This window comes from Sedimenticola hydrogenitrophicus (assembly GCF_025175675.1).
In the GTDB taxonomy this organism is placed as follows: domain Bacteria; phylum Pseudomonadota; class Gammaproteobacteria; order Chromatiales; family Chromatiaceae; genus Sedimenticola; species Sedimenticola hydrogenitrophicus.
The window spans coordinates 1-15,879 of the sequence record NZ_JANIOA010000011.1 but is presented as its reverse complement, the minus strand read 5'-3'; the positions used below and the strand labels follow the sequence as shown (position 1 = coordinate 15,879).

General features: G+C 62.6%; 15 protein-coding genes. 11 read left to right on the top strand and 4 right to left on the bottom strand.

What is annotated here, in order from left to right; all coding sequences use genetic code 11:
• Positions 1–23: 23 nt before the first annotated feature.
• From NPX02_RS07870 to NPX02_RS07825, 10 genes are all read left to right on the top strand, one after another.
• Positions 24–410 (top strand): GxxExxY protein, encoded by a 387-nt coding sequence (locus tag NPX02_RS07870; protein ID WP_260292950.1) that lies wholly within the window; start codon positions 24–26, stop codon positions 408–410.
• Positions 411–466: 56 nt separating this feature from the next.
• Positions 467–2,449: an acetyl-CoA carboxylase biotin carboxylase subunit gene (locus tag NPX02_RS07865; RefSeq protein WP_260292949.1), complete on the top strand. Its 1,983-nt coding sequence runs from the start codon at positions 467–469 to the stop codon at positions 2,447–2,449.
• Between the two features lie 6 nt (positions 2,450–2,455).
• Positions 2,456–3,451, top strand: coding sequence for a methylmalonyl Co-A mutase-associated GTPase MeaB (gene meaB, locus NPX02_RS07860; RefSeq protein ID WP_260292948.1), 996 nt, complete (start codon positions 2,456–2,458; stop codon positions 3,449–3,451).
• Positions 3,452–3,838: 387 nt separating this feature from the next.
• Positions 3,839–4,237, top strand: a complete 399-nt coding sequence (mce, locus tag NPX02_RS07855) for a methylmalonyl-CoA epimerase (RefSeq protein WP_260292947.1) — start codon at positions 3,839–3,841, stop codon at positions 4,235–4,237.
• 107 nt (positions 4,238–4,344) lie between these two features.
• Positions 4,345–4,986 carry a carbonate dehydratase gene (gene can / locus NPX02_RS07850; protein WP_260292946.1) on the top strand — a complete coding sequence of 214 codons (642 nt, stop codon included), beginning with the start codon at positions 4,345–4,347 and terminating at the stop codon, positions 4,984–4,986.
• A complete protein-coding gene (locus NPX02_RS07845) occupies positions 4,983–5,429 on the top strand; it encodes a thioesterase domain-containing protein (protein ID WP_260292945.1) in 447 nt (148 codons plus the stop codon). The genes can and NPX02_RS07845 overlap by 4 nt, the downstream gene beginning before the upstream one ends.
• Before the next feature lie 453 nt (positions 5,430–5,882).
• Positions 5,883–8,042: a PAS domain S-box protein gene (locus tag NPX02_RS07840; protein WP_260292944.1), complete on the top strand. Its 2,160-nt coding sequence runs from the start codon at positions 5,883–5,885 to the stop codon at positions 8,040–8,042.
• A gap of 70 nt (positions 8,043–8,112) precedes the next feature.
• Positions 8,113–8,253 carry a hypothetical protein gene (locus tag NPX02_RS07835; RefSeq protein WP_260292943.1) on the top strand — a complete coding sequence of 47 codons (141 nt, stop codon included), beginning with the start codon at positions 8,113–8,115 and terminating at the stop codon, positions 8,251–8,253.
• Between the two features lie 10 nt (positions 8,254–8,263).
• On the top strand, positions 8,264–9,475 hold the full coding sequence (locus tag NPX02_RS07830) for a response regulator (RefSeq protein ID WP_260292942.1): 1,212 nt from the start codon (positions 8,264–8,266) through the stop codon (positions 9,473–9,475).
• Positions 9,475–10,632, top strand: a complete 1,158-nt coding sequence (locus NPX02_RS07825) for an HD domain-containing phosphohydrolase (RefSeq protein WP_260292941.1) — start codon at positions 9,475–9,477, stop codon at positions 10,630–10,632. The genes NPX02_RS07830 and NPX02_RS07825 overlap by 1 nt, the downstream gene beginning before the upstream one ends.
• A 378-nt stretch (positions 10,633–11,010) precedes the next feature.
• On the opposite strand, the gene NPX02_RS07820 is transcribed toward NPX02_RS07825, so the two are convergent.
• On the bottom strand, positions 11,011–12,762 hold the full coding sequence (locus NPX02_RS07820; protein ID WP_260292940.1) for a putative bifunctional diguanylate cyclase/phosphodiesterase: 1,752 nt from the start codon (positions 12,760–12,762) through the stop codon (positions 11,011–11,013).
• A 286-nt stretch (positions 12,763–13,048) separates the two neighbouring features.
• Entirely contained in the window at positions 13,049–13,450 is a 402-nt protein-coding gene (locus NPX02_RS07815; protein ID WP_260292939.1) for a helix-turn-helix domain-containing protein, read from the bottom strand.
• Between the two features lie 99 nt (positions 13,451–13,549).
• On the opposite strand from NPX02_RS07815, the gene NPX02_RS07810 reads away from it, so the two are divergent.
• Complete coding sequence (locus NPX02_RS07810) at positions 13,550–14,461, top strand: diguanylate cyclase (RefSeq protein WP_260292938.1); 912 nt, start codon at positions 13,550–13,552, stop codon at positions 14,459–14,461.
• Positions 14,462–14,467: 6 nt separating this feature from the next.
• Here NPX02_RS07810 and NPX02_RS07805 read toward each other — a convergent pair whose 3' ends face one another.
• A complete protein-coding gene (locus NPX02_RS07805; protein ID WP_260292937.1) occupies positions 14,468–14,650 on the bottom strand; it encodes a type II toxin-antitoxin system VapB family antitoxin in 183 nt (60 codons plus the stop codon).
• A 168-nt stretch (positions 14,651–14,818) separates the two neighbouring features.
• Complete coding sequence (locus tag NPX02_RS07800; protein ID WP_260292936.1) at positions 14,819–15,796, bottom strand: ACP S-malonyltransferase; 978 nt, start codon at positions 15,794–15,796, stop codon at positions 14,819–14,821.
• Between the last annotated feature and the right edge of the window lie 83 nt (positions 15,797–15,879).

The window sequence follows — 15,879 nt, the reverse complement described above, 5'->3', positions numbered from 1 at the left end:
ACAAAGGCTAAGGAGAGCCGCGAATGAACGCAAATGAACGCGAATGGATTGATGAAAAAATCCGTCTGATTGTGGGGGCGGCATTTGAGGTTTCCAATCAGCTTGGCTGCGGTTTTCTTGAGAAGGTGTATGAGAGAGCCCTGCTGGTTGAACTGAATCGCAGAGGAATGGTTGTAGTACAACAGATAGGCTTGCCGGTTTATTACAAAGGCAAACAGGTGGGTGACTTTGTTGCGGATCTGATGGTGGAACAGCAGATATTGGTGGAACTGAAATGTGTTGATGCCCTGATCAATGTTCATACGGCACAATGCATCAACTATCTGAAAGCAAGTGGTCTTAAAGTCTGCCTGCTGGTCAATTTTCAGCACCCCAGGATTCAATGGAAGAAGCTGGTAAATAACCTTTAAAACTTATTTGCGTTTATTTGCGTTCATTCGCGGCTAATAACACAGAGAATTAAACAATGTTTGAAAAAATACTGATAGCTAACCGTGGTGAGATCGCCTGCCGGGTGATCAAGAGTGCCCGCAAGATGGGCATCAAGACCGTGGCGGTCTTCTCGGATGCCGACCGCGAGGCGCTGCACGTGAAGCTGGCGGACGAGGCGGTGCACATCGGTCCGGCCGCCTCTTCCGAGAGTTACCTGGTGATGGAGCGCATCATCCAGGCGTGCCGCGATACCGGCGCCCAGGCGGTGCACCCGGGCTACGGTTTTCTGTCCGAGAACTCGGTGTTCTGTGAGGCGCTGGAGAAGGAGGGCATCGCCTTTATCGGCCCGGCCACCCTGGCCATCAACAGCATGGGCGACAAGATCACCTCCAAGAACCTGGCGGCGCAGGCCGGGGTCAACGTGATCCCCGGCTATACCGACGTGGTGCGGGACGCCGAACAGGCGGTGGAGATCTCCAACGGCATCGGCTATCCGGTGATGCTCAAGGCCTCCGCGGGGGGCGGCGGCAAGGGCATGCGGGTGGCCTGGAACGAGGCCGAGTGCCGTGACGGCTTTGAGCGTGCCACCAACGAGGCACGCTCCAGTTTCGGTGACGATCGGGTGTTCATCGAGAAGTTCATCGAAGAGCCGCGCCACATCGAGATCCAGGTGATGGCCGACACCCACGGCAACGTGATCTACCTGGGGGAGCGCGAGTGCTCGATCCAGCGGCGCCACCAGAAGGTGATCGAGGAGGCCCCCTCGCCGTTCATCGACGAGGCGACCCGCAAACAGATGGGCGAACAGGCGGTACGCCTGGCCAAGGCGGTGGAGTACCGCTCCGCCGGTACCGTGGAGTTCATCGTCGATGCCAAGCGCAACTTCTATTTCCTGGAGATGAACACCCGCCTGCAGGTGGAGCACCCGGTCACCGAACTGGTCACCGGCCAGGACCTGGTGGAGCTGATGATCCGCGTCGCCGACGGCGAGGAGCTGCCGCTCCGGCAGGAGGATGTGAAACTGACCGGCTGGGCCATGGAGTCAAGGGTCTACGCCGAGGACCCGTTCCGCAACTTCCTCCCCTCCATCGGCCGCCTGGTCAATTACGAGCCGCCGGTGGGTGAGCATGTGCGGGTCGACACCGGTGTCTACGAGGGCGGCGAGGTCTCCATGTACTACGACCCGATGATCGCCAAGCTGATCACCTACGGGGCGGACCGCAATGAGGCGATCCGCCGTATGCAAGATGCGCTGGACGCCTACTGCATTCGCGGCGTGCGGCACAACATCAGCTTCCTCAATGCGCTGATGGTGCATCCGCGCTTTATCGAGGGCCGGCTCACCACCAACTTCATTGCCGAGGAGTACCCGGATGGCTTCGACGCCTCCTGCGTGCCCCAGGACGACCCGGCCAAGGCAATTGTCGTCGCGGCCATGATCCATCGCCAGTACATGGACCGGGCCGCCCGGCTCAGCGGCCAGCTGCGCGGCCATGAGCGCCGGGTCCACGACGCGTGGGTGGTGGTGGTCGACGGGGTACAGCACCATGTGTTGACGGTACCGGCCGATGGCGGTTATCAGGTGGAGTACAACGGCGAGCGCTATGCGGTGACCACCGAGTGGGCGCTGGGCCAGCTGCTGCTGCACAGTACCATCAATGGCGAGTCGGCCTGCTTCCAGGTGGAACGCAAGGGGCTGTGGCTGCGGTTGACCCATCGCGGCAACCAGACCGACGCCCTGGTGATGGCCGCCCGGGCGGCGGAGCTGCATGCCCTGATGCCGGAGAAGGAGGCGCCGGATCTCTCCCGGTTCCTGCTCTCGCCCATGCCCGGTCTGCTGGTCAAGGTGTCGGTGGCGGAGGGGCAGGAGGTCAAGGCCGGGGAAGAGCTGGCGGTGATCGAGGCGATGAAGATGGAGAACGTGCTGCGTGCCGTGCAGGATGGCGTGGTCGGCAGCATCCAGGCCGAGGTCGGTGACAGCCTGAGCGTGGATCAGGTCATTATCGAGTTCGAGTGAGCGCGGATGTTACCTGATCCCGAAACCCTGGCCCGCGATATTCTAGCGGGTCAGCGACGCGCCCTCGCACGCGCCATCACCCTGGTGGAATCGACCCGGCCCGAGCATCGGGTCCAGGCCAATGTCCTGCTGGAGCGGCTGACACCGCATGCCGGCAACTCGATCCGCATCGGCATCAGCGGCGTGCCGGGGGCCGGCAAGTCCACCTTCATCGAGGCCGCCGGGCTGCACATCCTGGAGCAGGGTCATAAGCTGGCGGTACTGGCCGTGGACCCCTCCTCCGCCCTCAGCGGCGGCTCGATCCTCGGCGACAAGACGCGCATGGAGGAGCTGTCGCGGGCGCGCGACGCCTTCATCCGCCCCTCGCCGGCGGGGCGCACCCTGGGGGGCGTTACCCGGCGCACCCGGGAGACCCTGCTGCTGTGCGAGGCGGCCGGTTTCGACGTGGTGATAGTGGAGACGGTGGGGGTCGGCCAGTCGGAGACCGCGGTGGCCGACATGACCGACATGTTCCTGCTGCTGTTGCTGCCCGGCGGCGGCGATGACCTGCAAGGGATCAAGCGCGGCATCATGGAGTTGGCCGACCTGGTGCTGGTGAACAAGGCGGACGGCGACCTGGTCGCCACCGCCAACCACTCGGCCAGCGACTATATCCACGCCCTGAAACTGCTGCATCCGCGGACCCGCGACTGGCGGGTGCCGGTGAAGACCTGTTCCGCCCTGGAGCGGCGCGGCATCGCCGAGGCGTGGCAGACGGTGTGCCGCTTTCACGAACTGCTCACCGCCAGCGGTGAACTGGCCCGGCGGCGCGCCCAGCAGGCCAAGTCCTGGATGTGGAGCGAAACGGCGGAGAATCTGCTCGGCGCCCTGCGCGCGGATGCCCGGGTGGCGCGGCTGATCCCGCAACTGGAGCAGGCGGTGATCGCCGGCACCCTGCCCCCGACCCTGGCGGCCGCCCAGCTGCTGAGGACCTTTCTGGGCGATGAGCGGCTGCCCGAATGAGGGCTTGGCCGAATGATCGTAAGGGGTCGGAGTCAAGCCGTCGGCAGTGGATAATTCGTAAGGTGTCGGAGTCAAGCCGACCGACGGGGTACAATCGACCACCTTCGGCTCGCGGCTTGACTCCGACACCTCACATTCGCCTGCCGGGCTCCTCCTCGTTCCCGCACGGAGCGTACTTGTTCCCACGCACCGAGACTGTGAAAGAATTGCCAAATGACGCGAAAAGGGGGGTACCCAAACCCTTCCCGAGATGGCGATCGCCTCTCTACGGGCTTCTCAGGCGGTCAATTTTTTTGCCGCGTTGATCAGCCTGAATACTTTCACAGTCTCACCGCGTGGGAATGCATATTTGACACACGAGACCATCATTCTTCAGAGGTGATACCCATGATCGGAAAACTGAATCACGTGGCCATTGTCGTGCCCGACCTGGCGGCCGGTACGGCCGTCTACCGGGACACCCTGGGCGCCCGGGTCTCCGAGCCCCTGGAGCTGCCCGAGCATGGGGTGGTTACCGTGTTCGTGGAGCTGCCCAATACCAAGATCGAGTTGCTCTATCCTTTGGGTGAGGACTCGCCCATCGCCAAATACCTGGAGAAGAATCCTGCCGGCGGGGTGCACCACCTCTGCTACGAGGTGGCGGACATCCAGGCAGCGGCGGAAAAGATGCGGGCGGCCGGAGCACGGGTGCTGGGCGAGATCAAGATCGGCGCCCACAACAAGCCGGTGCTGTTCCTGCATCCAAAGGATTTCTGCGGCACCCTGGTGGAGCTGGAGCAGGCCTAGACAACCCCCTTGCCCGCGGCAGTGAATTTGCCGATACTTGCCGCGCGGTGTAGTCCGTTGGGGTTCACAAGTTCACCTCAACGCGGTTTCTGAACACAAGGTTGACCATGGCCACCATCGAACAGCTCTTTGAATACAACGCCGACTGGGCGGCCCGCATCAAGGCGGAGGATCCGGCCTTTTTCGACAAGCTGTCCAAACAGCAGTCGCCGGAGTATCTCTGGATCGGCTGCTCCGACAGCCGGGTGCCGGCCAATCAGATCACCGGCCTGCTGCCCGGGGAGATCTTTGTCCACCGCAATGTCGCCAACATGGTGATCCACACCGATCTCAACTGCCTCTCGGTGGTGCAGTACGCGGTGGAGGTGCTGCAGGTGAAGCACATCATCGTCTGCGGCCACTACGGCTGCGGCGGCGTCGCGGCGGCGCTGCACAACCGCCCCCTGGGGCTGATCGACAACTGGATCCGCAATATCAAGGATGTCTATTTCCGCCATCAGTCACGCTTCGAGGCCTGTATAGATCAGGAGGAGCGGGTGGATATCCTGTGCGAGCTGAATGTGATCGAGCAGGTGGCCAACCTGACCCGTACCACCATCGTCCAGGATGCATGGAGCCGCGGCCAGCCGCTCTCGGTCCACGGCTGGATCTACAGTATCCGTGACGGCATCCTGCGCGATCTGGACGTCAGCTTTGATGCCGCCGGGCAGCTCCCCGCCGTCTATCGACATATTCCGGTAAAAACATGAAACAGCGACTGGCTCTGCTGCAGGAGACCCTGCACCGCGAGGTGCCCCTGACCCGCACCATGGGGGTACGGGTGGAGGAGCATGACGGCCGGGAGCTGGTGTTCCTGGCCGACTTCGCGCCCAATATCAACATCCACGGTACCGCCTTCGGCGGCAGCCTCTACAGCATCTGCGCGGTGGTCTGCTGGGGTTTGCTGCACCTGAAGTACGAGGACGAGGGGCTGCCCGCCCACAGTGTTCTGGGGGATGCCCGAATCAGCTACCGCCTGCCGGTGCGTGGAGAGATCAAGGCCCGTTGCCGCCTGCCGGGCGACGGCAGCTACGAGACCTTCATCGAGAATCTGAAGGCCGGAAAGCGCAGTCGCATCGAGTTGACCGCCGAGATTCTGGTGGAGCGCGGTGTCGCCGTGCGCTTTGTCGGCAGCTATTCCGCCAGCACCTGAGCCACGTAGGTCGGAGTCAGGGTGTCCACGTAGCAAGAATGCTGCTTCGCCGGGGTTTCTCATGCTGGACTTGACCCGAAGAAGATGAGGTTGGATTAGCGGCGAACTCGCACCACACAGGGGTCGGAGTCAAGTCGCTCGGACCAGGAGGAATTTCTCGCCGCCGGTGCACAACTTGACTCCGACCCCTTCGGCCAACGCGACCTGCAAATTTGCGCCACGACCCCTCACCCTGTTACTGGCCGGAACGGCCAGCCGATCAAACGGCTTAATTTCCCACTGAATAGTTACAGAAATTCATCCCACTGCCGATGACAATTGAGGACTTCTGGTCTTTATACTTCTTAATGGGCTCCCGGTAGTGGCGAGACAGGATCGCTGGTCGCACGCCGTCATCAGGGCTGCCCGGAGATGGACCTCCGCCTGGTTATGGGAGGGCCAAAGGGTTGATCGATGAGTGACAGGCAATATACCGATTGGGAACGCGCGGCCCGGGAGAGCGGTCTGCACTTGGTGTTGGTGCTGCTACTACAGATCCAGCTGGCCAACCGGCCGTTGCGCGACTGCCTGCGGGACGCCCTGGCCATCATCCTCACCGCCCCCTTCTCCGCCCTGCAGCCCTCCGGAGCGATCTTTCTCGCCAATCAGGAGAAGCGCGAGCTCGAACTGCTGGTGGAGCGGCATCTGGCCGAGCCGCTGAAGACCCTTTGCAAGCGTATCCCCTTCGGCCGCTGCCTGTGCGGACGGGCCGCCCAGGAGGCCCGGATCATCCACGCCAGCTGTGTCGACGAGCGCCACGAGATCGCGTTTGAGGGGATGACGCCCCATGGCCACTACAACGTGCCGATCATGTCCGACAAGTCGGTACTGGGGGTGCTGGTACTCTATCTCCCCCACGGCCATGAGCGCAGCGAGGAGGAGGAGCGGTTCCTGGAGACCGCCGCCCTGGTGATCGCCGGCATCATCGAGCGCAAACGCTTCGAGGAGCATCAGGAGAGCCACTACCAGAGCCTGATCGAAAACCTGCCGCAACGCCTGTTCTACAAGGATCTCAACTCCCGTTACGTCGCCTGCAACCGGCTGTACGCAGGCGACATGGGGATTCAGTCCGGGGATATCAGCGGGCGCATGGACCGTGACTTCTATCCGCTGGAGATGGCCGAGCAGTTTGTTGATGAAGATCGCCGGGTGATGCACTCTGGCGAGACCCTGGAGGAGGATGTGCTGCGCACCTACCAGGGCCGTGAGGCCTCCTACCATCGCCTGAAGGCGCCGCTGCGCGACGCCCGGGGCGGGGTGATCGGGGTGTTCGGCATGTACTGGGACAACTCGGAAGAGAAGCGTTCCCAGGCGGCCCTGAAGGAGAGCGAGGAGAAGTTCTCGGCCATGGCCAACTCAGCCCAGGACGCCATCGTGATGGTGAACCAGGACGAGGAGGTGATCTTCTGGAACATGGCCTCCGAGTCCATGTTCGGTTTCCAGGTTGAGGATATCGTCGGCCAGCGCCTGGACGACTGGATCGAGCCGGGCGCCAGCCGTGACGAATTCGCCCGGCTGGTCACCGAACTCACCCGGCCTGGCATGGGCCGCTCCACCGGGCGAACCATCGAACTGAATGCGCTGAAGAAGGGCGGCTCGGTGTTCCCGATCGAGCTCTCCATCTCATCGCTGCTGCTGAAGGGGCAGTGGCATGTCATCGGCATCATCCGCAACATCTCGGAGCGCAAAAACGCCGAACAGGAGCGCCAGTTGATGGAGGTGCAGCTGCGCCAGGCGCAGAAGCTGGAGTCGATCGGCCAGCTGGCGGCCGGCATCTCCCACGAGATCAACACCCCCACCCAGTTCGTCGGCGACAACACCCAGTTTCTGAAAGAGGCCTTCAGCGACCTGAAGGGGCTGATCGATAGCTATGGTGAACTGGCCCGGACGCTGGAATCCCGGGGCGGCGCGGAGGAATTGACAGGCCGGATCCGCGAGCGGGAGGCGGAGATCGACCTGGAGTTTCTTCAGGAGGAGATCCCCCGCGCCATCGATCAGGCGATCGAGGGGGTGGGCCGGATCAGCAAGATTGTGCGGGCGATGAAGGAGTTCTCGCATCCCGGAATGGTGGGCAAGGTGGAGACCGATATCAACCGGGCGATCCGCACCACCCTGGAGGTCTCCCGCAACGAGTGGAAATACGTGGCGGAGATCCAGCCCGACCTGGCCGAGGAGCTGCCGAAGATCCTCTGTGTGCCGGATCAGATCAACCAGGTGTTCCTCAATCTGATCGTCAATGCCGCTCATGCCATTGCCGACCACCTGGAGGCATCCGCCGAGCGCATGGGGACCATCGGCATCTCGACACGCCTGGTGGACGGCCAGGTCGAGGTCCGGGTCAGCGACAGCGGCACCGGGGTGCCGGAAGAGATCAAGGGGCGCATCTTCGACCCCTTCTTCACCACCAAGGCGGTGGGCAAGGGCACCGGGCAGGGGCTTTGTATCGCCTATACCACGGTGGTGGAGCAGCACGGCGGCACCCTGCGGGTGGAGGACAATCCCGAGGGGGGCGCGGTTTTCGTGGTGACCCTGCCGCTGGAGTCGACCCGGCAGACCGACCGGCCGGGCATTTGAGCAGGTGCTGCAAATTGGCTGACAGGGTGGCACAGACGGCGCGCCGGGTTATGCGCAGGGAGTCAATCAGGTGTTCCTGAATATGATTCTCAACGCCGCCCATGCTATAAGTGACAGCATAGCCGATGAAATTAGCACCAAGATATTTGACCCCTCGTTCACCACCAATGAGGTGGGTAAGTGGAGTGGCCAGGACAAGGACCAGGACTAGGACCCGTGAAATGAAAAGCCGTATTCTCTTCGTGGACGATGAACAGCACCTGCTGGACGGCCTGAAAAGATCCTTACGTAGCCAGCGCAACGTCTGGGAGATGGCCTTCGCCGCCTCCGGTGAGGAGGCCCTCCAGCTTGCCGCCGAGCGGCGCTTTGATGTGGTGGTCTCGGATATGCGCATGCCGGGGATGAACGGGGCGGAGCTGCTGGAGCGGCTCTCGGACAGCTACCCGGAGATGATTCGCCTGGTCCTCTCCGGCCACTCTGAAGAGGGACTGATTCTCAAGGCGGTGCCCTACGCCCACCAGTTCCTCTCCAAGCCCTGCGATGCCGACGTAATCAAGCGCGTGATCGACCGATCCCTGAAGCTCAAGTCGTTGGTCAAGGATGAGCGCATGCAGGCGCTGGTGTCGCAGATCCGCACCTTGCCGACCCTGCCGTCGTTGTATGTGGAGTTGACCGGGCTGCTCAACGCCGACCGGGTGTCGGTGCAACAGGTGGGCGAGGTGATCGGTCAGGATCCGGCCATGGTCTCGAAGATCCTGCAGATGGTCAATTCGGCCTTCTTCGGCATCGGTCATCACATCTCCAATCCGGTGCAGGCGGCCACCATGCTGGGCACCGAGACGCTGCGCGGGCTGGTACTCTCGGCGGGGATCTTCATGCAGTTCGACCCCAAGACGCTGAATATCGGCGGCTTCACCCTGGAGGCGCTGCACCGCCACAGCCTGCAGGTATCGCGGCTGGCCCGGGCGATCGCCGAATCCATGGGGGCCGACAAGCAGGCGCTGGAGGACTCTCTGCTGGCAGGCTTGCTGCACGATATCGGCAAGCTGATCCTGGTGCAGAGTTTGCCGGCGGAATACCAGCAGTTCTATGACCAGGTGAATGACTGCAAGGCCGAGCTGCTGGATGCGGAACGCGCCGTGTTCCGGGTCGACCACGGCCGGGTGGGCGCCTACCTGCTCGGCCTCTGGGCCCTGCCGGACAGCTTGGTGGAGGCGGTGGCCTACCACCACGAACCGGCGTTGTCCGAACACTTCGGCTTCTCGCCGCTGCTGGCGGTGCACGTGGCGGATGCGCTGATCTCGGTCCACTCCGACGATGCGGCGGTGATCCGTGCAGTGCTGGATCTGGACTATCTGGAAGCCTGCGGCCTGACCGACCGGCTGGAGGAGTGGCGGGGTCTGCATAACTCACTGATGACGGAGGCCGGCTGATGGCGGCGCGGGTCCTGTTTGTCGATGATGAGGAGAATATCCTCAGCGGCATCAAGCGCCAGCTCAGAAAACAGTATGTGGTCGCCACCGCCCTGAGCGGCACCGAGGCGCTGGAGTTGATCAAAAGGAGCGAGGAGTTTGCCGTGATCGTCTCCGACATGCGCATGCCGGAGATGGATGGGATCGAGTTTCTGCGCCAGGCCAGGGAGCTCACCCCGCACAGCGTGCGGCTGATGCTCACCGGTAACGCCGACCAGCAGACCGCCATCGACGCGGTGAACCAGGGGGCGGTATTCCGCTTCATGAACAAGCCCTGCCCGCTCTCCCTGCTGGTGGAGAGCGTGGAGGCGGCCCTGGAACAGTATCGGCTGATCAAGGCCGAGCAGGAGCTGCTGGAGGGCACGGTCAACGGCTCCATCAAGCTGCTCACCGACATCCTTTCCATGGTGGCCCCGGAGACCTTCGGCAAACTGACCGAGTTGCGCGAGACGGCGCGGGAGATTGCCCGCGCCATGCGCCTGATGTCCACCTGGGACATCGAGATGGCGGCCATGCTCTCCAAGATCGCCTACGTCACCCTGCCACCCCAGACCCTGGCCAAGGTGCGCGCCTCTAAACCCCTGGGGCCGGCGGAACAGCTGGTGATCGAGCGGCTGCCCGAGACCAGCAGCAACCTGCTGGCCAATATCCCGCGCCTGGAGCGGGTGGCCCGGATCATTCTCTACCAACGCAAGAATTTTGACGGCAGCGGCTTTCCCAAGGATACCCTGGCCGGTGAGGAGATCCCGCTGGAGAGCCGGATTCTCAAGGTGCTGCATGAGCTGTCGGTGCAGGAGGAGAATGGCATTGCGACCAGCTCCGCCCTGAAACAGATGGGCAGCCACCCCGGGCGCTATGATCCCAAGGTGCTGCAGACGGTGGGCTGGTTCTTCATGGCGGCGGAAGAGGAGGAGAAGCTGCTGCCGCCGATTCACGTGGCGGTCGGCGCCCTCATACCGGGCGCGGTACTGATCAACCCGGTGGAGACGGCGGAGGGCCATACCCTGATCACCGCGGGGCAGAAGCTGACCGAGACCATGATCCAGCGGCTGGTGAACTATCACGACGTGCACCGGGTCAAGGAACCGATCAAGATCGCCATGCCGGCGGAGACCTGACTCCGCGCCATAGTGAGTAGGATGGGTGGAGGCGCGCGGCGCCGTTGTTGGAGGTATCCACGGCGACCGGTGGCGCCGTAACCCATCTTCGGGTCTCTGGGAACATGATGGGTTACGCGCCTGGAAAGTGCCGGTAGACACCACATCGGAGGGGGCGCTCCACCCATCCTACGCCTTGATGATGCGGTTCGTTTTACTCACCGCATCCTGCAAATTTTTCGGGGCTGTGCTCCTGTCAACGCAACCCCAACATCGGGCGATTTATCGGATGTAGGGTGCCGGTGAGCTTGCGAACCGCACCAAGCCTCACTGAAAACGGCGGACCCATCTTGATGCGGTTCGTTTTACTCACCGCATCCTACAGATTTTTCGCGGCCCTTACGGCTCCTGCTCCAGCACCAGTATCCCCTTGTCGCACAGCGGGCTCGGCCTGCTCAGCAGATAGCCCTGGGCATAGTTGGCGCCGATCTCATGCAACTGGTTATAGATGTCCTCATTCTCCACGAACTCGGCGATGGTCTGCTTGCCCATGATCTGGCCCATGTCGTTGATCGACTTGACCAGCGTCCAGTCGATGATATTGCGGTCGATATGGCGCACGAACATGCCGTCGATTTTGAGAAAATCCACCGGCAGGTTGCGCAGATAGGCGAAGGAGGAGAGGCCGGTACCGAAGTCATCCAGGGAGAAACGGATGCCGGTCGCCTTCAGGGTCTGCATGAAATTGACCGCCGCATCCAGGTGGGCAATGGCCGCCGTCTCGGTCACCTCGAAACAGATCTTGCCCGGCGGGACCGCGGAATTTTCCAGGGTCTCCTGGATGAACCCCAGCATCTCGTCATCGCCGATCGAGAGCCCGGAGAGGTTGATGGAACAGAGCGACAGGGCCTGCAGCTGATCCGGATGGTCATTGAGCCAGCCGATGGTGTTGAGGATCACCCAGCGGTCGATCTGCGGTGACAGGTGGTAATGTTCCGCCGCCGGCAGGAACTCGCCCGGTGGGATGATCTGCCCGTCATCCCCCTCCATGCGCAGCAGGATCTCATAGTGTTCCCCCTCGCTCTCCACCGGGTTGATCGGTTCGATGGTCTGGTAGTAGAGGTGGAAACGATTTTCGCCGAGGGCCTTGTTGATGCGGCTGATCCACTGGATCTCGGTGAGGCGCTGGGTCAGCTGGGCGTCCTGGGCATCACCTATGTGGATACGGTTTCTGCCCTGGTCCTTGGCCACGTTGCAGGCGGTCTCGGCGGCGCTGAACAGGGCCGCCACGCTGTCGCTCTCCCGGGTGACCGGCACCAGGCCGATACTGACACTCAGCTCATAACTGCCCTCCTCCCAGCGGAACACGAACTGTTTCATCTGCTGGTGCAGCTTCTGGATAATCTGCCGGCCGTCATCCAGGCTGCAGTCGCTCAGGATCAGGCCGAACTGGTCACTGCCCAGGCGTGCCGCCAGATCGCCGCTGCGCCGGTTGTGCGACAGAAGCCCCCCCAGTTGCCGCAGCAGCTCATCCCCGGCGGTATGGCCGCAGGCGTCGTTGATGCGATGGAAATAGTCGACATCGATGAAGCAGAAGAGATGCTGGCGCCCCTCCTGCCGGGCCGATTCCAGACAGTTTGCCAAGCGCAGTTCAAAGGCGCGGCGGTTGGCCAGTCCGGTCAGGATGTCATGGCGTGCCTGGTGCGAGAGCTTGGCACTGAGGTGCTGCACCTCGACTGCGTCCTTGCGTGCCATGGCCTCGCGCCGGCGTTCCTCACGATACAGCATCTGCGCCTCTTCCAGCGCTGCCTTGAGATCCGCGACGGCGCAGGGTTTGGTGAGAAATTTGAACACATGCCCCTGATTCACGGCATCCATGGCCGTCTGCTGGTCGGAGTCGCCGGTCAGCATGATGCGGATGACATCGGGGTGGGAGATGGCCAGGCGCCTGAGCAGCGTCACCCCGTCCATCTCCGGCATCCGCATGTCCGAAACCACCACCGCGTAGGGTTCGTTGCCGGCCGCCTTGAACAGCGCCAGGGCCTCGGCACCGCTGGTGGCGGTGTCGATCGTGAACTGCCGGCCCAGGCCGCGGCGGTAACCGGAGAGAATGAAGGGCTCGTCATCTACCAGCAGAATGCGTTCAGTCACTTGGTTCGGTCCCCTGGGTGGGTCTCATTGGTTGCGCCATCAGAGAGTACTAGCGGCAGCTCGGAGGAATGATTTAACCGATTACCGGTATTGGGCGAAAACAGTCTTTGTTCACCCGGGATCGACGCTTGTCGATGGTCTGGCCATTGGTCTGGCCGATGGTGTGGAATTATAGGTGGGAATCGTTGCGGCGCCCCAGGCCATGGCCTGATCGGCGCCGATTGTCCGATGGTCGGTGCGTGGCGGCGGAGGCCTCCAGTGACCCACATCTGTCAGGGTTTCGGGATCATTTACCCGCCAATGCGGCGACAATAGTCTGGATGGCGCGGCGCTGTTCCTCATCGATGAGCCGGTATTGGACAAGTAGCCTGACCTCTTCGGCACTAAGGCGCAGGCCGGCCTCCCACGGATCCGGTTGCTCGGCGACCCCCGAGACCGGGCGCATCGGTTCCTCGCCATCCTGCAGCCAGGCACGGCGCACGCCGAGTACCCCCGCCACCTGCGGCAGGCGGGCCGGCGTGGGCATGGCCGTGCCTTCGGTCCACTTACGAACCGCCTGGCCGGACACGCCGAACAGGCGCTGTAACCGCTTCTGCTCTGTATGGCCTATCCCCAGATCCTGAAGCGCGAGGCGGAAGCGCCGGGCGAAGGCTCCCCTGGCCCGCTCTTTGTCGTTAGTCGTTATCACCCAGGAAGAGTACCCAGCAGGAAAATAACTAACAGTTACCGGTTTGGAAAATAATGGTTATCATGGGCGTGGAAGGCAGAAATAGTCCAGGGTAGCAATATGCAGAATGGTCCCAATCCCCCCTCGTTTATCGGTAACAACCAGAACCTGTTGCTGTTGATCGAGCAGCTCGATCTGGCGCTCAGCCTGCATATCGGCTGGCTGAAGGTATTTCACCTCAATCTGGTCTGCGGTAAGGCGCCGGACGGTACGAGCGATGTGGCGGTGAATGCGCATGAGTGTTGTGCGTTCGGGAAGTGGTTCTACCATGAGGGACGAGCGGCACTGGATGCATTCGAGGCCACCGGGAGCATCGAAAGAGTACACAAGGAGATGCACGACGCGGCGCGGGATCTGTTGCGGGGGAAGCGCGATGAGGCCGCCCTGTGCGGTGAAGGGTATGCCCGTTTCATTGACCTGGCCATCAGCTTCAAGGACCAAGTACGTGCGCTGCAGAATGACTTCATCAAGCGGGTCTGCACGGTCGACCAGCTTACCGGCGCCTGGAATCGCCATGAGATGTACCACCGGTTGGCGCAAGAGGCGGAACGCACCCGGCGTAAGGGCGGTTCCTGTACGCTGGTGATGATGGATATAGACTATTTCAAGCGGGTTAACGATGACTTCGGGCATGACGCCGGCGACCGGGTGCTGCAACAGCTGATCCAGCATTGTGTCGAGCGATTGCGTACCTACGATGCCGTGTTTCGCTACGGGGGTGAGGAGTTCCTGCTTTGCCTCCCCGGCTCCACAACCACCGAGGCCGCCGGTCTGGTGGGGCGCCTGCAGGAGTCGATCAGAGGGAGGGCATTCGATATCGGCGACGGACGCAGCACCCATATCACCGTCTCTTTTGGTATCGCCACGCTGGCGAAGGGGAAAGAGATGGAGGATACCCTGCTGGAGGCCGACCACGCGCTGTTGTGCGCCAAGGCCGAGGGGCGTGACCGTTATTGCATCTGGGGCGGCTGAGCCACGTTAGCGCCGGGGGATGAGCTCCAGTTGCGGTTCACGGCCGCCCAATCTTGCCAGGCGGCGGGCACTCTCACGCTCAATCAGGGCCCGCAGTCCTTCGCGCACCAGTGCCGCTTTTTCGGTCACGCCACTGATATGCTGGGCCTCCGCCAGTAACTGGTCATCAATATTCAGGGTGGTACGCATAGCGCTGCCTCGCAGCGGTTGATGGTGCGTCAAATAGTACGCCATATGATGACATTTGTCGTGTCGGCAAGCCCCGGGGGTGAACTGTCCAGCGGAGCACGTCCACTCAGGGATGGGTGTGCCGGGGTGTTGTGGCGCCTTGGTGGCGCTCACCCCATAATTCCCGTGTTATGCGACACCCGCTGCCGATTTGATCGTGGCCAGGTTGATGGCCGGGAGGTAGTCCGGGCGCGGTGAGGCGCGGCGGGTGAACTTCTTGATGATGCCCTCCAGGTTGGGGCGTTTCTCCGCCGGGCCCTCGCCGTCGCCGATGCCGCCGCCAAACTCGACGAACAGGTTGATGCCGTCGTCCAGGGCGCTCTGCAGGCAGCCGACCCAGTTGACCAGGTGGAACAGCTGGAAGAACAGGCGGGACTTGATGGTGTCGGCATCCGCCTCGTGAAAGCCGCCGGTGTAGTTGGAGAGCACCTTCAGTTTGGCGGGAGAAAACGTCGCCTCGGCCAGTGCCTCGCGGAAGCGGCGTGCCGCCTCCACCATGTAGTAGGTGTGGAACGCCCCTTCGGTCTTCAGTCGTACCGCCCGCTTTTTCGGCAGCTGCTCCATCAGCTCCGCCGCCAGGGCGTCCAGGTCGGCCGCGGCGCCGCCCACCACGGTCTGATCCGGCAGGTTGAGTCCGGCAATGCCGCAGAAGTGCTTGTCGGCCAGGGGGCGGGCGGTCTCCAGGTCCACCGTCAGGGCCGCCATCTCGCCCTCGCCGAACTCGCCCATCAGTTGGCCGCGCCGGGCCACCAGTTTCAGGGCGTCCTCGAAGCTCAGCGCCTCCGCCGCCACCAGGGCGCTGTACTCGCCGAGGCTGTGGCCGGCGGCGGCCAGCGGCTGCAGCGGGGTTTCCGCCAGCTCGCGGTAGACCGTCAGGCAGGCGATGTGATGGGTCAGCAGCACCGGCTGGGTGTAGCGGGTCAGGTTGATCTGGTCATCCGGGTTTTCCAGCGAGAGTTTGGCCATGTCATACCCCAACACCTCGCTGGCCTGCTCATAGACCTGGCGGGCGGAGGCGTACTCGGCGCACAGGTCGCTGCCGATGCCGGCGTACTGTGAGCCCTGGCCGGGGAAGACGAAGAGGGTGCGCGGTGCGGTATCGGACATGGTGCTTCTCGTGTGGCTAAGAAATGCGAGCGGCAAGGATAGACATTTCTGTAAAACAGGACAAGCATTGGCCTTGTTCGCCC